19 protein-coding genes are annotated in these 20010 nt (G+C 73.8%); 7 read left to right on the plus strand and 12 right to left on the minus strand.

Annotation, left to right across the window (positions count from 1 at the left end; all coding sequences use genetic code 11):
* Positions 1 to 37: 37 nt before the first annotated feature.
* Positions 38 to 4243: an Ig-like domain-containing protein gene (locus ACSMHG_RS14655; protein WP_435746387.1), complete on the plus strand. Its 4206-nt coding sequence runs from the start codon at positions 38 to 40 to the stop codon at positions 4241 to 4243.
* A gap of 17 nt (positions 4244 to 4260) precedes the next feature.
* Here ACSMHG_RS14655 and ACSMHG_RS14660 read toward each other — a convergent pair whose 3' ends face one another.
* The 3 genes from ACSMHG_RS14660 to ACSMHG_RS14670 all read right to left on the minus strand — a co-directional run bounded on the left by ACSMHG_RS14660 (position 4261) and on the right by ACSMHG_RS14670 (position 7257).
* On the minus strand, positions 4261 to 5202 hold the full coding sequence (locus ACSMHG_RS14660) for a DMT family transporter (protein ID WP_435746389.1): 942 nt from the start codon (positions 5200 to 5202) through the stop codon (positions 4261 to 4263).
* Between the two features lie 79 nt (positions 5203 to 5281).
* Complete coding sequence (locus tag ACSMHG_RS14665) at positions 5282 to 5959, minus strand: response regulator (protein WP_435746391.1); 678 nt, start codon at positions 5957 to 5959, stop codon at positions 5282 to 5284.
* Positions 5956 to 7257 (minus strand): sensor histidine kinase, encoded by a 1302-nt coding sequence (locus tag ACSMHG_RS14670; RefSeq protein ID WP_435746393.1) that lies wholly within the window; start codon positions 7255 to 7257, stop codon positions 5956 to 5958. Before ACSMHG_RS14670 ends, ACSMHG_RS14665 begins: the two co-directional genes overlap by 4 nt.
* 120 nt (positions 7258 to 7377) lie before the next feature.
* On the opposite strand from ACSMHG_RS14670, the gene phoU reads away from it, so the two are divergent.
* Positions 7378 to 8034 carry a phosphate signaling complex protein PhoU gene (gene phoU, locus ACSMHG_RS14675; protein ID WP_435746395.1) on the plus strand — a complete coding sequence of 219 codons (657 nt, stop codon included), beginning with the start codon at positions 7378 to 7380 and terminating at the stop codon, positions 8032 to 8034.
* Between the two features lie 74 nt (positions 8035 to 8108).
* Here the strand turns inward: phoU and ACSMHG_RS14680 are convergent, their stop codons facing one another.
* The 3 genes from ACSMHG_RS14680 to ACSMHG_RS14690 all read right to left on the minus strand — a co-directional run bounded on the left by ACSMHG_RS14680 (position 8109) and on the right by ACSMHG_RS14690 (position 10419).
* Positions 8109 to 8849, minus strand: a complete 741-nt coding sequence (locus tag ACSMHG_RS14680) for a phosphoglyceromutase (protein ID WP_435746397.1) — start codon at positions 8847 to 8849, stop codon at positions 8109 to 8111.
* Positions 8846 to 9421: a hypothetical protein gene (locus ACSMHG_RS14685; RefSeq protein ID WP_435746399.1), complete on the minus strand. Its 576-nt coding sequence runs from the start codon at positions 9419 to 9421 to the stop codon at positions 8846 to 8848. Before ACSMHG_RS14685 ends, ACSMHG_RS14680 begins: the two co-directional genes overlap by 4 nt.
* A gap of 80 nt (positions 9422 to 9501) precedes the next feature.
* Positions 9502 to 10419, minus strand: coding sequence for a UbiA family prenyltransferase (locus ACSMHG_RS14690; protein ID WP_435746401.1), 918 nt, complete (start codon positions 10417 to 10419; stop codon positions 9502 to 9504).
* A gap of 211 nt (positions 10420 to 10630) precedes the next feature.
* Here ACSMHG_RS14690 and ACSMHG_RS14695 point away from each other — a divergent pair, with 211 nt between their 5' ends.
* Both ACSMHG_RS14695 and ACSMHG_RS14700 read left to right on the plus strand, forming a co-directional pair.
* A complete protein-coding gene (locus tag ACSMHG_RS14695; protein WP_205473710.1) occupies positions 10631 to 11116 on the plus strand; it encodes a CarD family transcriptional regulator in 486 nt (161 codons plus the stop codon).
* An 80-nt stretch (positions 11117 to 11196) separates the two neighbouring features.
* On the plus strand, positions 11197 to 11820 hold the full coding sequence (locus tag ACSMHG_RS14700) for a 2-C-methyl-D-erythritol 4-phosphate cytidylyltransferase (protein ID WP_435746403.1): 624 nt from the start codon (positions 11197 to 11199) through the stop codon (positions 11818 to 11820).
* Here the strand turns inward: ACSMHG_RS14700 and ACSMHG_RS14705 are convergent.
* From ACSMHG_RS14705 to ispF, 5 genes are read right to left on the minus strand one after another with little or no spacing between them, the layout of a single operon-like run.
* Positions 11804 to 12514 (minus strand): IspD/TarI family cytidylyltransferase, encoded by a 711-nt coding sequence (locus ACSMHG_RS14705; RefSeq protein ID WP_435746405.1) that lies wholly within the window; start codon positions 12512 to 12514, stop codon positions 11804 to 11806. The genes ACSMHG_RS14700 and ACSMHG_RS14705 overlap by 17 nt on opposite strands.
* Positions 12515 to 12556: 42 nt before the next feature.
* Positions 12557 to 12751 (minus strand): hypothetical protein, encoded by a 195-nt coding sequence (locus tag ACSMHG_RS14710; RefSeq protein ID WP_435746407.1) that lies wholly within the window; start codon positions 12749 to 12751, stop codon positions 12557 to 12559.
* Between the two features lie 26 nt (positions 12752 to 12777).
* Positions 12778 to 13275: a hypothetical protein gene (locus tag ACSMHG_RS14715; RefSeq protein WP_435746409.1), complete on the minus strand. Its 498-nt coding sequence runs from the start codon at positions 13273 to 13275 to the stop codon at positions 12778 to 12780.
* A gap of 7 nt (positions 13276 to 13282) precedes the next feature.
* Positions 13283 to 14200, minus strand: a complete 918-nt coding sequence (locus ACSMHG_RS14720) for an alpha/beta fold hydrolase (protein ID WP_435746411.1) — start codon at positions 14198 to 14200, stop codon at positions 13283 to 13285.
* On the minus strand, positions 14200 to 14709 hold the full coding sequence (ispF, locus tag ACSMHG_RS14725; RefSeq protein ID WP_435746413.1) for a 2-C-methyl-D-erythritol 2,4-cyclodiphosphate synthase: 510 nt from the start codon (positions 14707 to 14709) through the stop codon (positions 14200 to 14202). The genes ACSMHG_RS14720 and ispF overlap by 1 nt, the downstream gene beginning before the upstream one ends.
* A 33-nt stretch (positions 14710 to 14742) precedes the next feature.
* On the opposite strand from ispF, the gene ACSMHG_RS14730 reads away from it, so the two are divergent.
* The gene (locus ACSMHG_RS14730) at positions 14743 to 16302 is read left to right on the plus strand and encodes a molybdopterin-dependent oxidoreductase (protein WP_435746415.1); all 1560 of its coding nucleotides are present in this window, start codon (positions 14743 to 14745) and stop codon (positions 16300 to 16302) included.
* Complete coding sequence (locus tag ACSMHG_RS14735) at positions 16299 to 17096, plus strand: SDR family NAD(P)-dependent oxidoreductase (protein ID WP_435746417.1); 798 nt, start codon at positions 16299 to 16301, stop codon at positions 17094 to 17096. The genes ACSMHG_RS14730 and ACSMHG_RS14735 overlap by 4 nt, the downstream gene beginning before the upstream one ends.
* Before the next feature lie 31 nt (positions 17097 to 17127).
* Here ACSMHG_RS14735 and ACSMHG_RS14740 read toward each other — a convergent pair whose 3' ends face one another.
* Positions 17128 to 18405 (minus strand): C39 family peptidase, encoded by a 1278-nt coding sequence (locus tag ACSMHG_RS14740; RefSeq protein WP_435746419.1) that lies wholly within the window; start codon positions 18403 to 18405, stop codon positions 17128 to 17130.
* 107 nt (positions 18406 to 18512) lie between these two features.
* Here ACSMHG_RS14740 and cysS point away from each other — a divergent pair, with 107 nt between their 5' ends.
* A complete protein-coding gene (gene cysS / locus ACSMHG_RS14745) occupies positions 18513 to 19913 on the plus strand; it encodes a cysteine--tRNA ligase (protein ID WP_435746421.1) in 1401 nt (466 codons plus the stop codon).
* Positions 19914 to 20010: the final 97 nt, after the last annotated feature.

Consider the following 20010-nt stretch of genomic DNA (forward strand, 5'->3'; position numbering starts at 1 on the left):
CGGCAGGCGGCAGGAGCGGCCGGTCGGGGAGCGCAGGGTGCTCGCCGTCCTGGTCGCCCTCGTGGCGGCGGGCCTGGGCGTCGTGGTCCTCCCGGCGGCACCCGTGTCGGCCGCCGTCCCCGCCTGCGCCGCTGCGGGGATCTCCGTGGAGTCCCTCGGAGGCCCGAACTTCTACATCGACTCCGCGAACAGCAACGAGTTCCGGAGCTCCTACACCGGCTACCGGGTGACCAACTCGACCGGCGGCGCCATCAAGGACATGTGGGTCTCGCTCACCGGCTTCACGGGGGGCAGCCTGGCCCTCGCGTCCGGCCAGCCGAGCGCCCAGCGCCTGGGGTCCCTGACACCCGGCGCACGTCAGTCGTTGTTCTGGTACCTCACGGCCGCGGGAGCCAGCACGGTCCCGCAGCAGCACACCGTCACGGTCTTCGAACGCAACCCCGCGCTCTCGAACGCGGTCCCGCTCTGCACCACGACGGACGGCTTCGACGCCGTGGCGACCACCATCGCGGCCAACGCCAACAAGGTCACCGGGGTCACCCTGTCCGGAGGGGCCCCGACGTTGGGGTCCCTGTTCACCGTGACGGTCACCGGCGACACGGGGACCATCGGCTCCGGCGTCGCCGGCGACTACCAGTCCTTCTGGATGTCACCGGCCGTGACCGAGAGCTGGCCGGCGAGCTCGCTGAAGCTCGTGGGGACCTCGCTCACGATCGCCCCCGACGACAACCTCGTGGCGACGACCTTCACCGACCTGCTGCGCCTCGCGAACCTGGGCTCGAGCAACCGGCCGTACACGGCGACGTACACCTTCCGGGCCGTCGGGTTCACGGGCACGGCGACCACGGTGAAGCCCGTGCAGGAGATCGCCTCCGGCACCCAGGTCAAGCACACGGGCTCCTACCCTGCGTCCATCCCGGCCATCGAGCCCGCCGTCAACACCGCCACGCTCGACCTGGACGGCTCGGTCACCCGGTCGGGCTCGGAACCGGCCACCGTGTCGTTGACCGCCACCCTCACCGGCACGGCCGGAGCGACGCTCGACAGCTTCGTGCTCACCCCGCCGGCTGGTGCGACGGCCGCCCCGGGCAGCGTCACGTGGGCAGGTGCCCCCACGGACGACGCCGTTCCCCACGGGACCGACCTGGTGTTCCCGGGCCCCTTCACGCTGCCGGACGGCGGCGCTGCCTCGCTCACCTTCGACGTCCGGGTCGAGGGCGACCCCGGTGGCCAGGCTTTCTCCGTCCTCGGGACGGTGGGCCCGTCCTTCATCGGCAGCACGACGACGCCTGTCGACGGCACCAACCCGGCGACGTACACGGTGGGCGTCAACAACGCGCCGACCGCGACGAACCCGACGGTCACCGCTACCGCAGGCACGGCCAGGACGATCGAGGTCGCGGCGCTCGCGTCCGACCCCGACGGTGATGCCCTGACCGTGGTGTCCGCCTCGGGCGCCGCTCACGGCACGGTGACGATCGACGGAGGAGACGTCGTCTACACCGCGGACGGGCAGTACGCCGGTGCCGACTCCTTCGGCTACACCGTGTCGGACGGGCGCGGCGCGACCGTGAGCGGGACCGTCTCCGTGAGTGTGGAGTCATCGGCGAGGTCGGCGCAGTCGATCACCTTCGAGAAGCCGGCGGACCTGGTGGTCGACGGAACCGCGACGCTGGTGGCGTCGGCGTCCTCGGGTCTGCCGGTCTCCTTCGCCTCGTCCACCCCGTCGGCGTGCACGGTCGCCGGTGCCGTCGTGACTGCGGCGGGTGCTGGTGAGTGCCGGATCACCGCGTCGCAGGCGGGTGACGCCACTTGGGCGCCCGCGCCGGAGGTGACCCAGGCCTTCGAGGTCGCCAAGAAGTCCCAGTCGGTCACGTTCGCGACGCCGGCGGGCATGGTCATCGAGGAGACGGTGGCGTTGGCAGCCGAGGCGTCCTCGGGCCTGCCGGTGGGCTTCTCCTCCACGACGCCGACGGTGTGCACGGTCGCTGCCGCGGTGGTGAGTGCGATCGCCGCTGGACAGTGCACGGTGGAGGCCGCCCAGCCCGGCGACGACTCGTGGGCCGCGGCCACGCCGGTGGAGCGGTCGTTCACGGTCGCGAGGAAGGCCCAGTCGATCTCCTTCACCCCGATGGCGAACGCCGTCGTGGAGGAGACGCGCACGGCGGAGGTGACGGCTTCCTCGGGGCTTCCCGTATCCCTGAGGTCGACGACGACCGAGGTGTGCACCGTCGACGGTGAGGTCGTCACTGCGGCGGCCACCGGGCTCTGCACGGTCGAGGCGACGCAGGGTGGTAACCCCGAGTGGGCGCCGGCGCCGGTCGTGACCCGTTCCTTCGACGTCACGGCCGGCCTGCTGCCGCAGACGATCGACTTCGTCCAACCGGGGGAGACGACGGTCGGGCGGGCGTTCGCGGCCGCGGTCCACTCCTCGTCGGGGCTCTCGGTGACCGTGACGACGTCCGACCCCGCGGTGTGCAGCGTGGCGGTCGTCGACGGGGACGTCGTGGTCACGACCGTGGGCGCGGGAACCTGTGTGCTCACCGCCCGGCAGCCGGGCAGCGCGGCGTTCGCGCCGGCCGAGGAGGTCGTGCGGTCGGTCACCGTCACGAAGCGGACGCAGGAGCTCACCTTCGACCCGCCAGCAACGGGGGAGGTGGGGACGACGTTCACCCCGGTGGTGACCTCCACCAGCGGGCTCCCGGCCACCGTGGCCTCCTCGACGCCCGCGGTCTGCACCGTCGAGGCGGGCGCGGTCACCCTCCACGGCGTCGGCACGTGCACGCTGACCGGGACCCAGGAGGGCGACGCGACCTTCGCAGCCGCCGCTCCGGTGACCCGCTCGCTCTCGGTCACGGCGACGCCCGTGACCCCGCCGCCTCCGCCGCTCCCGCCGGCCGAGCCGCAGCAGCAGACCATCCACGTCGACGTGCCGGAGGTGCTCCTGAGCGGGGCCGGACCCGTTGCCGTCCGGGCCGGCGCCACGTCCGGCCTGCCCGTGGCTCTCGAGGTGGTCGCCGGAGGCTGCCGGCTCGAGGGCACCAACCTCGTCGCCCCCGACGACACCCGCTGCAGCGTGCGCGCGACCCAGGTCGGCAACGCCGACTGGTCGCCGGCAGAGGCTGTGACCCGGTCGATCGACTTCGTCAGCCCCGCGGACGACGCGGTCTCGATGGAGAGCCCGGCCACGGGTCCGGCGAGCCTGAGCGTCTCGGTCCTCGCCAACGACCCTGCCGGGCTGGAGCTCGAGTCGGTCGACGCCCCTGTGCACGGCACGGCCACGCTGGACGGCGGTGCGGTCGTCTACACCCCGGCCGCGCGGTTCCGCGGCGTCGACGAGCTCGCCTACGTCGTCGGTGACCCGCTCGGCCGCACGGCGCGCGCCCGCGTCCAGGTGGTCGTCGCCAACGCCGCGCCCGGCGTGACCGGCGCCCGGCTCAGCCAGCTCGCGGGCACCACCGAGACCGCCACCGTCGGGGTCTCGGACCCCAACGGTGACGAGGTCACGCTGTCGGTCGAGTCGGGACCCGGGGTCTCGGCGTCGGTCGACGGCCGCCGGGTCCGGATCACGCCGGACCGGTCCGTCTCCGGGTGGGTCACCGTGGCGGTCACGGCCGACGACGGCTCGGGCGGCACGGCCACGACGTCGATCCGTTCGCTCGTCTCACCGCCTCCCCTCGCCGGCGCGACCAGGCGGCTGGTCGACGGTGGCACCGAGGTGCGCTGGCCGAGGGCCCGCACGCGCGACGCGCGGTACCTCGTCCTGGTCGGCGGCCGGGAGTCCTGCACGACGTCGCGGACGAGCTGCAGGCTCGACCGGGTCCTCGGGCCCGACTTCGAGGTCCGCGTCCAGGTCCTGGGTCGTGACCGGACGGTCTCGACCCGCACGCTCGCGGAGCCCCGGGGGCATCGGCAGGTGCTCCTGCGCACCGTCTACTTCGCCAGTGGCGTCGACGTGCTGCGGGGCCGCCAACAGCGCAAGCTCGCGAGCGTGGCGCGTCTGGTCCGCCGGTTGGGCTTCCACGACGCCCACGTGTCGGGGTACACCGACTCCGACGGCGGCGCGGCGTACAACCTTGCGCTCTCCCGCCGTCGCACCCTGATGGTGACCACCTACCTGCGCCGCGCCGAGGGGATCCGGAGCGAGCAGGCGTGGTTCGGCTACGACGACCCCGCGGCCAGCAACGACTCGGCCGCGGGCAAGGCGCTCAACCGGCGGGTGGAGATCCTGGTCAGCTACTGACACCGCCGGTGGCTGCCTCAGCCCCCGGCCGGCACCTTCGCCAGCGTCCGCGGCTTGCGCCGCGCCACGGCGACGCCGACGAGCGCGAGCGCGCCCCCGGCGTACGCCATCGGCGGCGGGGCCTCCGAGAGCAGCAGCACGCTGAGGACGATGGTGATCGGCGGCACCAGGTAGGTCGTGATGCCGAGGCTGGAGGCGGTCATGTGCTGGAGGGCGAAGGCGTACGTCGTGAAGGCCACCGCGGTGGGGAAGACGCCGAGGTAGACCACCCACAGCACCGAGCTGGTCGGTGCCTCCCGGACCTCGGAGACCAGCGTGGGCAGCCACGGCAGGCAGACGACGGCGCCGATGGTGCAGGCCAGCCAGGTCACGTGGAGGGCGGAGAGGCGCGCCACCAGTGGCTTCTGCAGGACCAGGCTGATCGAGTAGACGGCGGCCGCGAGGAGGCACAGCAGCACGCCGAGCGGGTCGCGGTTCTCCGCCTCGGAGGTGGAGAGCGCGATGATCGCCACACCCCCGAACGCGAGCGCGAGGCCGAGCCCGAGGTAGGCGGTGAACCGTTCGGAGAGGAAGAGCGCCGCCAGCAGGGCGATCAGCACGGGTGAGACCTGGATGAGCATCACGGCGGTGCCGGCGTCGACCCGGCGCTCGCCCGCGTTGAGGGCGACGTTGTAGACGCCGAACCACAGCACGCCGATGGTGACCAGGGAGACCCATTGGCGGCCGGTCGGACGCGGCAGCCCTCGAGCCAGGGAGAACGCGCCCAGCAGCAGGGAGCCGACGAGCAGCCGACCCAGCGCCAGCGGTCCCGCGCCGAAGTCGTCGACGAGGTGCCGGATCGCGACGAACGCGGATGCCCAGAAGAAGAGGGTCACCCCGACGGCGGCGAACGGCAACCACGCGCGGTCGGGTGCCTCCCCGGCTGGTGCGGGCGGCGGCGTCGTGGTGCTGGCGGTCACCGGCACAGCCTAGGAACACCGGCCGGCCGGCGACACGCGGATTCCGGACGTCGTGGCGGGACATCCCGCCACGAGCACCTCAGAGGTCGAGCTTGTAGCCCAGGCCGCGCACGGTGACCAGGTACTTCGGCTCGCCCGGGTCCGGCTCCAGCTTGGCCCGCAGCCGCTTGACGTGGACGTCGAGGGTCTTGGTGTCACCGACGTAGTCGCTGCCCCAGACCCGGTCGATGAGCTGGCCCCGGGTGAGCACCCGTCCGGGGTTGCGCAGGAACATCTCGAGCAGCTCGAACTCCTTGAGCGGCAGCCGCTGCTCCGTGCCGTCGACGGTGACCACGTGGCGCTCGACGTCCATCCGGACCGGTCCCGCCTCCAGCGTCGCGGGCGCCGCGTCCGGCTCGTGCCCGCGCCGCAGCACCGCACGGATCCGCGCCACGAGCTCCCGCGGGGAGTACGGCTTGGTCACGTAGTCGTCGGCGCCGAGCTCGAGGCCGACGACCTTGTCGACCTCGTCGTCCTTGGCGCTGACCATGATGACCGGCACGCTCGAGGTCTGCCGGATGGTGCGGCAGACCTCCGTCCCCGGGATGCCGGGCAGCATCAGGTCCAGCAGCACGATGTCCGCGCCGTTGCGGTCGAACTCCGTGAGCGCTGCGTGGCCGTCCGCCGCGACGGCGACCTCGAAGCCCTCCTTGCGGAGCATGTAGGCGAGAGCCTCGCTGTAGCTCTCTTCGTCCTCGACGACGAGTACCCGGGTCACGGGCGTTCCTCCTGGCTGGATGGTTCGGTGCTGGGTGCCTCAGGTGTGGCTGCCTCGCTGGGCGTGATGCTGCCGGACGCGACCGGGCCTGAGGTCATCGGGTCCGGTGGGACGAGCGCGGCGTGCGCGGACCGGCCGACGACGTGACCGGTCCGGTGGGTGGCGCGCTGGTCGACGTGGTGGTCGGCGTGCTGGGGGAGCGTGAGCGTGAACGTCGACCCCTGGCCCTCCACCGACCAGACCCGCACCTCGCCGCCGTGCGTGGCCGCGACGTGCTTGACGATCGACAGCCCGAGACCCGTGCCGCCGGTGGAGCGGTGGCGGGCGGGGTCGACCCGGTAGAACCGCTCGAAGATCCGGTCGATCTCCTCGCTGGGGATGCCGATGCCCTGGTCGACCACGCTGATCTCGACCATGCCGTCGGCGGCCTTGGTGGTCACCAGGACCGTGGAGCCGGGGTCGGAGTACGACACGGCGTTCGCCACCAGGTTCGACACCGCGGCCGTCACCTGCTCGCCGTTGCCGAACACGCGGAGCCCCGGCGAACCGCCGCTGACCACGTGGATGTCCTTGGCGGAGGCGTCGATGGCGCTGGTGTCGATCGCGATGTCGACCACGTCGTCGACGTCGACGGCCTGCGGTGCCTCGAGGGGGTCGTCGCCCTGCAGCCTCGAGAGCTCGATGATCTGCTGGACCAGGCGGCCGAGGCGCTCGCTCTCGACGAGCATCCGGTCGGAGAACCGCTTGACCGCGCCGGGATCGTCCGCCGCCTCGGCGACGGCCTCGGCGAGCAGCCGGATGGCGCCGACCGGCGTCTTGAGCTCATGGCTGACGTTCGCCACGAAGTCCCGCCGGACGGCCTCGACCCGGCGCTCCCGGGTGCGGTCCTCCACCAGCAGCAGCACCAGCCGCGACCCCAGGGGAGCGACCCGGGCGGTGACGTTGCGCGAGGGCACCCCCGGCCGGCCCATGATCAGCTCGGTCTCGCGGATCTGGCCGTCCCGCCGGACCTGCCGGACCAGCTCGACCAGCTCGTCGGTGCCGAGCACCGCGCCGCGGACCAGGCCCATGGCGTACGCCGGTGCGCTGGCCTTGAGCACGACGTCGCCCTCGTCGACCACGACCGCGCTGCTGCGCAGCACCGAGAGGACGGCGGCGACGCCGGCCGGCACGGCCGGCTCCTCCACCACGGGGACCCGGTGCTGCTGGCGGTCGCTGACGTGCCACGCCAGGACCGTGCCGCCGGCGACGACCGCGCCGATGACGGCGGCGAGGAACGCCTGCATCGTCGGGTCCACGGGCTGATCGTACGGCTCTCGTCACCTGCTGTTGGTCGCAGCGTTGGCTGCTACGCAACATTCACCCCGCGTTCACCGCCGAACTCTGTCCCGTTGCAGGGGTTCTCTAGGCTTCGGTCCATGCGTGACGTCTTCCACGAGCAGCTCGAGTCCGTCTTCGCCGACCTGGCGAACATCTGCGACTGCGTCGAGGAAGCAGTCCGGCTCGCCACCGAGGCCCTCCTCACCGGCGATGCCGAGATCGCCGAGCGGGTGATCAGCGCCGACGTCGAGATCGACCGCCAGCGCGAGGAGGTCGAGGAGGCGGCGTTCCAGCTGCTCTCCCTTCAGGCGCCGGTGGCCGGCGACCTCCGCGTCGTGGTCGCGGCCCTGCGGATGGTCACCGAGCTCGAGCGGATGGGCGACCTGTCCGTCCACGTCGCGAAGATCGCCCGCCTCCGGGTCCCGGGTCTGGCGGTGCCGGACGAGATCCGCCCGACGATCGAGCGGATGGCCGAGGTGGCCCAGGACATGGTCGAGCGGGTCTCGGAGATCATCGCCAAGCGCGACGTGGCCGCGGCGATCGCCCTCGGGCGGGCCGACGAGGAGATGGACCAGCTGCGCCGCCGCAGCTTCTCCGAGCTGCTCGGCGACGACTGGACGCACGGCGTCGAGGCCGCCGTCGACATCGCGCTGCTCGGCCGGTACTACGAGCGGATCGCCGACCACGCCGTCTCGGTCGCGAACCGGGTCGTCTTCGTCGTCACCGGCGACAACCCGCACTCCGTCGACGCCTGAGTCACGCCTGGGCCTGAGCCCGGGACGGCGAGCCGGGCGCTCGCCGGGCCCGGGGCCCGGGCCCGGGCTGCGGCTCAGCGCCCCTGGTTGGCGACGGCGGCCGCGGCCTCCGCGGCGGCGTCCGGGTCGAGGTAGCGACCGGGACCGGTGGGACGCATGTCGTCGTCGAGGTCGTAGACCAGCGGCATGCCGGTGGGCACGTTCAGCCCGGCGATGTCCTCGTCGCTGATCTGCTCGAGGTGCTTGATCAGCGCGCGCAGCGAGTTGCCGTGGGCCGCGACGAGCACGGTGCGTCCCTCGCGCAGGTCCGGGACGATGGAGCCCTCCCAGTACGGAAGGAAGCGCGCGATCACGTCCTTGAGGCACTCCGTGCGCGGCAGCTCGTCGCCGAGGTCGGCGTACTGCGGCAGGCCCACCGGCGAGTACTCCGCGTCGTCGTCCAGCGGGGGCGGCGGCACGTCGAAGGAGCGGCGCCAGAGCATGAACTGCTCCTCGCCGAACTCCTCGAGGGTCTGCTTCTTGTCCTTGCCCTGCAGCGCCCCGTAGTGGCGCTCGTTGAGCCGCCAGGAGCGGCGCACCGGGATCCAGTGCCGGTCGGCGGCGTCGAGTGCGAGGCACGCCGTGCTGATCGCGCGGCGCTGCAGCGAGGTGTGGACGACGTCCGGGAGGACCTCGGCCTCGCGCATCAGCTCACCGCCGCGGACGGCCTCCGCGCGCCCGGTCTCGGTGAGGTCGACGTCGACCCAGCCGGTGAAGAGGTTCTTGGCGTTCCACTCGCTCTGCCCGTGGCGGAGGAGGACGAGGGTGTAGGTCATCCGACGCCCTCCTCGTCGAGCTCAAGCTCCTGGGGGTCGGCGGGGTGCTCCTCGAAGACGCTCTCGCACTCGTAGGGCTCCTGGTCCTCGACGAGGGCCGGGTCCGGAAGGTCGGCGGTGTCGAGGTCGGCGTACTGGTCGCACTCGGGGACCACCGGCACGAGCAGGTCGAGGGACGTGCCGTTCTCCAGGCCGGCCACCATCGGCACGAAGTCGCCGGGAGCGAAGTCGCCGCGGACGGCGATGCCTCCCTCCTGGAAGAGCACCACCGGGTTGTCCGGGCCGACCTCGTACGGCTCGAAGTCGGCCTGGAGGTTCGGGCCCTCGAGGCTGACGAACGCGGTGGGCTCCTCGATGTCGGTGCCCGACAGCGTGGCGTAGAAGGTGCCGGAGCCGGGCGACGCCGAGACGATCACGGCGCCCACCAGCTCGACCTCCTCGGACCGGTTGTTCTCGACCGTCGCGATGGTGTTGACCTGGTCGGTCGCGTAGTTGAAGCCGCACGAGCTGAGCGCGGGGACGGTCAGCACGAGCGCGCCGAGGGCGAGCGCGGTGTTGCGTCGGGGCAGCATGGGTTCTGGGGCCTCGCAGGGTGAGCGGCGGGATGTGCGGGTCAGCCTAGCGGGAGTCCTCCGCGTCACCCCGGGGGTCCCTACTGGGCCAATCCCACCTGTGCCCCGGCGAAGGCGAGCGCGATCAGCACCGCGCCGAGGTAGACAGAGGTGAGGGTGAGCAGGCGGGCTGCGCCGAGCCGCAGTCCGAGGCGGAGCGGCAGGTAGGTCCAGCCGTCCTTGTTGTCGGGCACCAGGCCCCACAGGGCCCGGAGCACATGGACGCCGATGCCGAGCAGGGCGAAGAGGACGACCATGACGATCTCGGGCGGGCGCCCCTCGAACTGGCCGCCCCAGCCCCCGTAGGAGAGGTACGCCGGGTAGAGCGCGTACGAGACCGCCCACGGCACCCAGGAGAAGAGGCCCTTGCGGAGGACCACGTTGCCGAGCAGGCCGACGGCGACCGAGAGCAGGTAGGCGCTGCCGGCGGTGATCCCTGTCGACACCGCGAGCGGCACGAGCAGCAGGGCCGCGCAGGCGATCGCGAACCAGACCGAGCCCGGGTCGAGCCGGCCCTGCGCGACGGGCTTGCCCGGCAGGTCGTGCCGCGCGTCGCGCCTGCGGTCGACCAGGTCGTTGTGCCACCCCAGGATGGCCTGGCCGACGAGCACGGTGAGGAAGACGACGCCGACCTCCCGGACCGCCCGGCCGGCGAGGGCCGCGCAGGCGGCGAGGCCGAGGGCGGTCAGCAGGGCCTGTCGGGGGTGGCTGGCGGCCAGGAGCAGGAACGGCTCGAGGTCCCGCACCCGCCGAGGGCCGCGGGGAACCGGCTCGGTGGCCGCCCCCGCCTCGGGCGTGACCGACGCCGGGGCGGGCGCGGGGCCCGCCGACGGGTCGACGGCGGCCTCGGTCGGGTGGCCGCCCGCCGGTGCCCGGGGGTGGTCCTTCACGGCCGCGCCAGCCGCGTCGACCGTGGTCGAGCTGCCCGCGCGACGTCTCCAGCGCTCCCTCATCGCCATGCCCGCAGTATGTCCGCCGGCGCGCCCAGCGACTCGCGAACCACGCGATCTACCTGCGGTTTCGTCCCGTCGGGCACCCCGGGACGGGGGCCCGCCTGCACATCGGACCACCGTCTGTCAAGAGCCCATTGGGCCTCTGACCTGCAACGATGCTGATCCGAATGGTCCATTCGCGTGGTAAGATGCTCCCCTAGGAAGGGGTACCTGACATATGACTTTCACCGTCGGCGAAACGGTTGTTTACCCGAATCACGGGGCCGCTGTCATCGAGGACATCGAGATGCGGACCATCAAGGGAGAGGACCGGCAGTACCTCGTCCTGCGGATCGTCGCCCAGCAGGACCTGGTCGTGCGCGTGCCCGCGTGCAACCTGGACCTGGTCGGAGTCCGCGACGTCGTCGACAAGGAGGGCCTCGACCGCGTGTTCGACGTCCTCCGTGCCGCGCACGTCGAGGAGCCGACCAACTGGTCGCGGCGCTACAAGGCGAACCTGGAGAAGCTGCACAGCGGCGACGTGATGAAGGTGGCAGAGGTCGTGCGCGACCTGTGGCGCCGCGAGCGTGACCGGGGCCTGTCCGCGGGCGAGAAGCGGATGCTGGCCAAGGCCCGGCAGATCCTGGTCTCCGAGCTCGCGCTCGCCGAGAGCACCAACGAGGACAAGGCCGAGGCCCTCCTCGACGAGGTCCTTGCCTCCTGACCCAGCTCGACCAGAGCTCCTGACGACGGCCCCCGGGACGACCCCGGGGGCCGTCGTCGTCCTCGGCCTAGGGTGAGCGCGTGGGTGACACCGGCCAGGAGCACGACGGCTATCGCGACGGCTACGGCGACGACTACGACGACGGGGGCTACGACGACGAGGGCCCGGCGGCGCTCGGCACGGTGCTCGAGCAGGGGCGGGGCTCCCTGCCGTTCGCCCTCGTCCACGGCGAGGCGCTGATCTCCGCGGCCTCGTGGGCCCTCGGCGAGGCCGGCGTGACCCTGGTCGACCTCGGCACCGAGTGGTCCGGTCTCGTCGACGCCGGTGAGCCGGTCGTGCTCCACGACGCCCTGTGCCCGATGACGCCGCCCGACTTCATCGCCGCGTGCCTGGCGCGAGCCGTGGAGCAGGACGTGGTCGTGGTGGGCACCCGGCCGGTGACCGACACGGTCAAGCAGGTCGCCGACGGCTCGGTCGGGCCGACGGTCGACCGTGCGGGCCTCCGGGCCGTGACCTCGCCCGTGGTCCTGCCCGCAGGGGTGGTGGCGCGGCTCGAGGCGCTCCCGTCCACCGACTTCGCCGAGCTCGTGCAGGACCTCCGCGCCCGGTTCCCGGTCGAGCTCGCCGACGCCCCGCCGGCCGCCCGGCGCGTGGCCGACGAGGACGACGTACGCCTGCTGGAGGCGCTCACCGCGCCGGACTGACCCCCCGCGACAGGCGGAGCGCCACGTCGACGTCCTCGGGGAAGGTGATCTTGAGGTTGCCCGAGCTGCTCGGGACCGCGGCGATCCGCAGCGGTCTCGCGGATCCGGGGTAGCGCTCCAGGCAGCTCGCCGTGTCGGTGCCCTCGAACCCGTCCTCGGCGGCGCGCCGGTACGCCGCCAGCAGCTCGACCGCGCGGAAGGCCTGCGGCGTCTGCACGCCGACCAGTGCGCCGAGCTCCGGACCGGTGCCAGCGTCGGCGGGCACGACGCCGGTCATCGGCACGACCGGGATCGCCCCGCCGTGCTCGCGAGCCGCCGCGATGGTGCGCTCGAAGAGGGTGTGCCCGGCGAGCGGCCGTGCACCGTCGTGGATCGCCACCACGTCGACCCCGCCGGACTCGATGGCAGGCGCCAGCGCGCGCAGGGCCCGCCACTCCGACGCGTGCCGGGTGGGTCCGCCGGTGACCAGGCCGACCTCCCGCTCACCGAGGTGAGGGGTGACCGCCGCGGCCACGGCCTCCTCCTCTCCGGGCCGGACGACGAGCACGACCCGGTCCACGTCGGCCACGGTGAGGGCGGAGCGCACCGACCAGGCGAGCACGGCGCTGTCGCCCAGGGGCAGGAGGACCTTGTTGACCGCTGCGCCGACCCGGCTGCCGGACCCGGCGGCGAGGATGACGACGGCAGCGGGCACGGCCCGGAGGCTACCGCCGACGCACTCGTCGGACCGGACCGGTCAGCGCGGTCCGGCCGCGGGCGGCAGCGAGTCGGGCGTGCCCAGCGCGGCGCGGAAGCGGCGGTCGGCGACCGCGGTGAGCACCACGTAGGACACGAGCACCGGCCCACCGGCGACGTGCGAGGCCTCGATCCAGAGGGTGTCGTCCCCGGCCACCGGACCCCGACGCCGGCCACCGGTCAGTCCGCGGCGCACCCGGGGCAGTCGACCGGGCCGGACCATCACCGGCACCGGCTCGTGCTTCCACGACCCCGCCACGGCCGTGCCACGGCGAGGAGGAGCGCGCCGAGGACCAGCAGCACCACCGCACCACCGGTGGCGCCGGCGGTGAGGGCGAGCACACCGCCGGCGAGCGCGACGCCGCCGAGGCCGGCCGTCGTCCACGCCGAGACGGCGCTGCGCCCTGAGGCGCGGGGCAGGTGCAGCGCCGGCTCGCCGTCGGGCAGGTGCAGCGCCGGCTCGCCGTCGAGCCGGTCCAGCCGCGGCTCGGGCGGGTGCTGGGCGTGGGCCCGCTCGACACGCTCGCGCGCGATGCCGCCGGCCGCGGCGACGAGCAGCACGGCGCCGAGGCACAGCATCGCCTGCCCGATGCCGGTGCCGAGGCCGAGCAGGCCGAAGCCGGTCAAGGGCAGCCCGAGCGCGAGGGCGACCGCGAGGCCGAGCCGGACGACGGCCCGGACGCCGGTACCGCCATCCCCGGTCCGAGCCCCGCCGGTCACCCGCCGGTCACCGGACCGGTCGCGCGGCGTCGGCCAGCACCGTCCTCCGTGCCGCCTCGATCTTCTCGACGAGGTGCTCGGTGACCAGGTCGCTGCGCTCCAGCGTGAGGTAGTGGCCGGCGCCGGGCGCCACCAGGAGCCGGGCGCCGCGGATGCCGCTGGCCAGCCGGCGGGCGTGGGCCGGCGGGGTGAGCCGGTCCGCGCTGCCCACCAGGACCGTGGTCGGGATCCCGTCGTACGCCGCGAGCCCGGCGAGCCGGTCGTGGTCCATCAGGTCGCGGTAGAAGCCCTCCATCGTGGCGGGCGGGCAGCAGATGAGCTGGTCCGTGGCCAGCCCCGCGTCGCGCAGGCGCAGCGGCTCGCCGAAGAGCAGCCGGTTGACCACGATCCGCTCGATCGACGGCGTCCGCCGGCGCTCGCGGCGGGTGAGCAGCCTCGCGCGGAGGGCGAGCACGTGCGGCAGGGCCCGACGGGCGGTGGACCCGACGTCCGGCAGGCCGAGGGTGACCGTGCCCAGGTCGCCCGAGGAGGTCGAGACGAAGAGCAGGCCGCCGGTGCGGGCGACGAGGTCGGGGCGCACGGAGGGCAGCGCCATCAGCGTCATCCCGCCGATCGAGTGGCCGGCGAGGACCAGCCGGCCGGAGGGGGCGAAGGTGTCGACGACCGCGCCGAGGTCCCGGGCGAGGTTCTCGATGGTGCACGCCGGCAGCGGCGACTCCTCGGACCGGCCGTGCCCGCGGGCGTCCCACGTGACCAGGCGGACGTCGTGGCCGTACCGGTCGAGGAGGTCGGCGACCTGGTAGTGCCAGTCCTGCTCGTCGGCGGTCCAGCAGTGCGCGAGCAGGACGGCGACCGGCGCGTCCTCGCGGCCGTGCGTCGTCACGTGCAGGGCGAGACCGTCATGGGTGCGCAGCGTGTGCCTCATCAGTCCTCCCGCCCGTCGTCGGCAGCCAGCAGCAGTGCGGTCGCCGTGGCGGCCACCCCCTCGCCCCGGCCCGTGAGGCCGAGACCGTCGGTGGTCGTCGCGGACACGGTCACCGGCGCACCCGCGGCCGCGCTGAGGACGGCCTCGGCCTCGGCGCGGCGAGGCCCGAGCCGGGGCCGGTTGCCGATCACCTGCACCGCGACGTTCCCGACCTCCCACCCGGCCGCACGCACGCGCCGGGCCGTCTCGCGCAGCAGGGTGGCGCCGGACGCGCCGGCCCACTCCGGCTCCGCGGTGCCGAAGTTGGACCCGAGGTCGCCCAGCCCGGCGGCCGACAGCAGCGCGTCACAGGCCGCGTGGGCGGCCACGTCGGCGTCGGAGTGACCCTCGAGGCCCTGCGGCTCATCGGGCCAGGAAAGGCCGGCGAGGTGCATGGGTACGCCGTCGCGCAGGCGGTGGACGTCGGTGCCGGTCCCGACGCGGAGCCGGCCGGCGAGATTCGGTGGCACGCGGGTGATCATGCCTGAGCCACAATCGGGTCCATGCGGACGTCTCGCGCCTGGTGGTGGCTGGCCGGCCTGGTCGCCGGCGCGGCCGGCCTGGCGGCGTCGTACTGCGTCGCGATGGTGATGACCATCCGCGACTCGCCGGTGGTCGCCGTGGCCGAGCAGGTGATCCGCTTCGTCCCCGGCCCGGTGGCGGAGCGGGCGATCGGCCTGCTCGGCGACGCCGACAAGCCGGTGCTGGTGGCCGTGATCCTGCTGCTCCTCGCCGCCTGCTTCGCGGGGGCCGGCCAGCTGGCCCGCCGGAGCTGGTGGGCGCCCTCGATCGTCTTCACCGTCCTGGCGGCCCTCGGAGCGGCGGCGGTCCTGGCCCAGCGCGGGGCGCGCGCCTCGGACGTCCTGCCGATCGCGGTCGGGTACGTCACCTGGCTGGTCTGCCTCTCGCTGCTGACCGACCCGCTCCGGCGCTCGGCCGCCGTCGAGGCCGAGGCGCGAGGAGTGGCGCCCGCCGAGGACCTGCCTGCCCTGCACCGGCACACCCGCCGCGGGTTCGTGCTGCGCGCCGGGGCCATGGCAGCCGTGGCGGCAGTGCTGGGCGTGGTCGGGCGGGTGGTCGGCAGCGGTCGGCGCCACGTCGAGCGGAGCCGCCGGCTCCTCAAGCTCGAGGGGGTCACCGAGGGGCTGGTCCCGCCGGGGGCCCGCATCGGCCTCGACGGCGTCACGCCCTGGCGCACGCCGAACGAGGAGTTCTACCTGATCCACACCGCGCTCGTCGTGCCGGCGATCGAGCCGACCGACTGGACGCTGCGGATCACCGGCCTGGTCGACCGGCCGATGGAGCTGACCTACGCCGACCTCCTCTCCCGGGAGATGACGCAGGCCTGGATCACGCTCAACTGCGTCTCGAACACGGTGGGCGGCGACCTCATCGGCAACGCCTGGTGGAGCGGTGTCCGCGTCGCGGACCTGCTCGCCGAGGCCGGCGTGCAGCCGGGCGCGGACGCGGTCAAGCAGACCTCCGACGACGGCTGGACGTGCGGCACCCCGCTGTCCGCCCTCACCGACGAGCGGGGAGCGATGCTCGCGGTGGCCATGAACGGCCGCCCGCTGCCGATCGACCACGGTTTCCCGGTGCGCACCATCGTCCCCGGGCTCTACGGCTACGTGTCGGCGACCAAGTGGGTGCGGGAGCTCGAGGTCACCCGCTTCGAGGACTTCGAGGCCTACTGGACGAGCAAGGGCTGGGGCGAGCGGGGACCGGTCAAGATGTCCTCGCGCATCGACGTGCCGCGCGACGACGAGGAGGTCGCGGTGGGCCTGGTGCGCTTCGGTGGCGTGGCATGGGCGCAGGGCACCGGGGTCCGCGCGGTGGAGCTCTCCCTCGACGGAGGGCCCTGGCTGCCGGCCGACCTGGCCGAGCCCGGCACGGACGACACCTGGGTGCAATGGGCGGGGGACGCCGTCGTCGAGGAGGGCGAGCACGTGGTGCGGGTGCGGATGATCGGCAGCGACGGCGAGGTGCAGACCGGCGTGGTGACCGACGTGCTGCCCGACGGCGCCACGGGCTGGCACGAGCGCTCGTTCACAGCGGTCGGATGAGCAGCGGAGCCCAGGACCGGGGGCCCCAGGACTTCGGTGGCCGCGCCGGCTGCGCCCTGGTCGTCGGCGGCAGCGGAGGCATCGGGCTCGCGGTCAGCCGGATGCTCGCGAGCCGGGGCAGCGCGGTGGCGGTGACCTACAGGTCGCGCGCGGAGGCGGGGGAGTCCGCGGCGGCCGCGGCCCGGGAGTGGGGCGTCCGCGCCACGTCGTACGCCGTGGACCTCGACGACCCGACCGCCGGGGCCGACCTCGTCGCCTCTGTCGTGGCCGACCACGGCGGGCTGCACACGGTCGTGCACGCCGCGGGCCCGCACGTGCCGATGCGGCACCTCTCCGGGGTGGAGCCGGCGGCGATGGCCGCCCAGCTGCGGGCCGACGCCGGCGGGTTCTTCTCGGTCGTCGCTCCCGCGCTGCCGCACCTGCGGGAGAGCGGGGGCTCGGTCGTCGCGGTGACGACGGCGGCGACCTCGCGGTTCCCCGTCCGCGACGGGCTCTCGTCGGCGCCGAAGGCCGCGGTCGAGGCGATGGTGCGCGCGCTCGCGACGGAGGAGGGCCGGTACGGCGTCCGGGTCAACGCCGTGGGCCCGGGGATGCTCACCGACGGCATGGCCGCCCGGCTCGTGGAGAGCGGCGAGCTCGACGACGACGCGCTCGCGGTCACCCGTCGCAACATCCCGCTGCGCCGGTTCGGCACGGCCCGCGACGTCGCGGAGGCGGTCTGCTTCCTCGCCTCCGACCGGGCCGGGTTCGTCACCGGCCAGAAGCTCGACGTCGACGGCGGCTACGGGACCTGACGGCCGGCCGGCACCGCTGTCACGGCCGCTGTCACCACTGGCCCTGCCCCCTGCGCGGCAGCGGGTGCTCGTCGTCGTGGATCACGTAGGCCAGGCCCCCGGACGTCGGGAGCCAGGCGTTCTCGAGCTCTCCGCGGTCGTAGGTGCGGCGCACCCCGGCGTTGCTCGACGCCGCCGGGTCGTTGACGACGACGTCGCCGGACTCGGTGAACCCGACGACGACCAGCAGGTGGCCGTTGGAGGCCGAGATCGGCGCGCCGGAGAGCTCGCCTGAGCCGAACGAGACCGACACGACCACCGGGATGCCGGCCTTCACGAGCCGCTCGGCGTCACGCAGCGAACGCAGCCGGGTCACGAAGGCGTGGTCGGCGAGCGGCGCGGCGTAGGCGGTGTTGAAGGGCCAGTTGCCCGTGCCCTGGTACTGCGCGTCGTAGGTCATCCGCGCGGCGTGGTCGACCTGCGGGTCCGGGTGGCCCGCGCCGACCCAGGACCAGGTCTTCGCGGGCGGCAGCGCGTCGTAGTAGGCCAGGACCATCGAGGTGGACGTCGGTGAGCACCACGCCTGCCCGCCGCCGCCCCACTGCGGCGAGTGGCCCTGGTGGATCATCTGGCTGTACTGCGGGACGTCGAGCACGACACCTCGCGCGACCCCCGGCGCGGAGGTGGTCACCGATCCCGACGGAAGCCGGGACGCGACCGCGCCGATGGTGTCGACGGCGGCCTTGGCGCGGGTCCCAACCTTCTCCAGCAGTGTCACGCGCAGCTGGTACGACGCCAGCCCGGCGGTGCGCACGGTGTCGACCGAGACGTCGGCCAGGTCGTCCCCCTGCCCGGGCACGCTGGTCCGCTTGGTGAACCGGTCACCCGAGGTCCAGCGGGCCACGACGTCCCAGCTCGACCGCTTCCCACCGGGTGCACGGCCGCGCACGGACACCTCGATCCAGCTGTTGCCCCGCGTCGTCGCGGACCACGACGGGATGAGCTCGGTGAGGTCGAACCCCGGCGCGGTCCACGGCGAGTACCAGTGGCCGCCGTCGTACCGGGTGCCGCCGAGCGTGCGGCGGGCCGACGGCTCCGGCTTCGTCGTGAGGGCGCCCTTGGTGACCCGGGTGCCGGCGAGCCGTCCGCCGCGCAGGTCCCGGCCGGCGTCCCACTGCTGGTAGGCGACCTGGCGGACGTCGGCCCGTCGCTCGACCGGTCGGTCGACCGTGCCGGCGGCCGGCGGGACCGCGAGGAGGGGACCGGCGAGGGCCAGCGAGGCACCGAGCGAGACGACCGGCGCGGAGAGGGAGGGGAGCAGACGACGCATGCGACCACGGTAGGTCACAACAGCCTCAGCAGTCACAGGTTCGGCGCAGCCTCCGGGAGGGCGCCGGGAATGCGAGGGGCGTGGGCCGGCGTCCCTAGACTGGCCGGGTGACGCTCAGGCTCTACGACACCGCGACCGGCGAGGTCCGCGACTTCGTCCCCCTCGAGGAGGGGAAGGCGGGGGTCTACCTCTGCGGCCTCACGGTGCAGTCCGAGCCGCACGTCGGACACGTGCGCTCCGGCGTCAACTTCGACGTGCTCCGACGGTGGCTGACCCACTCGGGGTACGACGTCACCTTCATCCGCAACGTCACCGACATCGACGACAAGATCCTGGCGAAGGCCGACGCCCTCGGCCGGCCCTGGTACGCCCACGCCGCCGCGATGAAGCGCGAGCTCGACCGGGCCTACGACGCCCTCAACGTGGCGCCGCCGACCTACGAGCCGGCCGCCACGGGGCACGTGCCGGAGATGGTCGAGCTGATCGAGGCGCTGATCGCCCGCGGGCACGCGTACGCCACCGACGACGGCTCCGGCGACGTCTACTTCGACGTCCGCAGCTGGCCGGCGTACGGCGAGCTGACGCACCAGCGCATCGACGACATGGAGGCGGCCGAGGACGCCGACCCCCGCGGCAAGCGGGACCCGCGCGACTTCGCGCTCTGGAAGGGCCGCAAGCCGTCCGAGCCGGTGACCGCCTCCTGGCCCAGTCCCTGGGGCCGCGGGCGTCCCGGGTGGCACATCGAGTGCTCGGCGATGGCCGGCAAGTACCTCGGCAGCGCCTTCGACATCCACGGCGGCGGGGTCGACCTCCGCTTCCCCCACCACGAGAACGAGCAGGCCCAGTCGCGCGCGGCCGGCCACGCCTTCGCGTCGTACTGGCTGCACAACGCCTGGATCACCACCGCGGGCGAGAAGATGAGCAAGTCGCTCGGGAACAGCCTGACCATCCCGGCGGTGCTCGGGCGCTTCCGCGGCATCGAGCTGCGGTTCTACCTCGTGGCCGCGCACTACCGCTCGCACGTCGAGTTCAGCTTCGAGGCGCTCGAGGAGGCCGCCGCCGGCTTCCGGCGGATCGAGGGCTTCCTCGAGCGTGCCGGCGCGCCGGCCGAGCCGGTCCCGCTCCTGCCGGAGACGTTCACCGCGGCGATGGACGACGACCTCGGCACCCCGGCGGCGGTGGCGGCGGTCTACGACGCCGTCCGGGAGGGCAACCGGCTGCTGCAGGCCGGCGACCGCGCCGGCGCGGCGGTGCAGGCGGCGGAGGTCGTCGCCATGCTCGACGTGCTGGGGCTGCACCCGGCAGACGAGGCCTGGGGCGCCACCAGCAGTGACGACGAGGCCCTCACCCACGCGGTCGACGTCCTGGTCGGCGGGCTGCTCGACCAGCGAGCGCAGGCCCGCGCCGCCAAGAACTTCGCCGCGGCCGACGCGATCCGGGACCGGATCAAGGACGCCGGCATCGAGGTCACCGACACCCCCGACGGACCGCAGTGGAGCGTGAGCTGACGTGCCAGGGGTTTCGACACGGGCGTTGGACGCCCTGCTCGACCACCGGGTTTCGACACGGGCGTCGGACGCCCTGCTCAACCACCGAGAAGAGGGG

Origin of the sequence: Nocardioides ureilyticus, from assembly GCF_051280745.1 — a bacterium.
Classification (GTDB): Bacteria; Actinomycetota; Actinomycetes; order Propionibacteriales; family Nocardioidaceae; genus Nocardioides.

Coding starts and splice junctions, on each gene's coding strand:
- phoU (WP_435746395.1), top strand. CDS start 7,378: ATGCGTGACGTCTTCCACGAGCAGCTCGAGTCCGTCTTCGCCGACCTG.
- ACSMHG_RS14680 (WP_435746397.1), bottom strand. CDS start 8,849: ATGACCTACACCCTCGTCCTCCTCCGCCACGGGCAGAGCGAGTGGAAC.
- ACSMHG_RS14685 (WP_435746399.1), bottom strand. CDS start 9,421: ATGCTGCCCCGACGCAACACCGCGCTCGCCCTCGGCGCGCTCGTGCTG.
- ACSMHG_RS14690 (WP_435746401.1), bottom strand. CDS start 10,419: ATGGCGATGAGGGAGCGCTGGAGACGTCGCGCGGGCAGCTCGACCACG.
- ACSMHG_RS14695 (WP_205473710.1), top strand. CDS start 10,631: ATGACTTTCACCGTCGGCGAAACGGTTGTTTACCCGAATCACGGGGCC.
- ACSMHG_RS14720 (WP_435746411.1), bottom strand. CDS start 14,200: ATGAGGCACACGCTGCGCACCCATGACGGTCTCGCCCTGCACGTGACG.
- ACSMHG_RS14730 (WP_435746415.1), top strand. CDS start 14,743: ATGCGGACGTCTCGCGCCTGGTGGTGGCTGGCCGGCCTGGTCGCCGGC.
- ACSMHG_RS14735 (WP_435746417.1), top strand. CDS start 16,299: ATGAGCAGCGGAGCCCAGGACCGGGGGCCCCAGGACTTCGGTGGCCGC.
- ACSMHG_RS14740 (WP_435746419.1), bottom strand. CDS start 18,405: ATGCGTCGTCTGCTCCCCTCCCTCTCCGCGCCGGTCGTCTCGCTCGGT.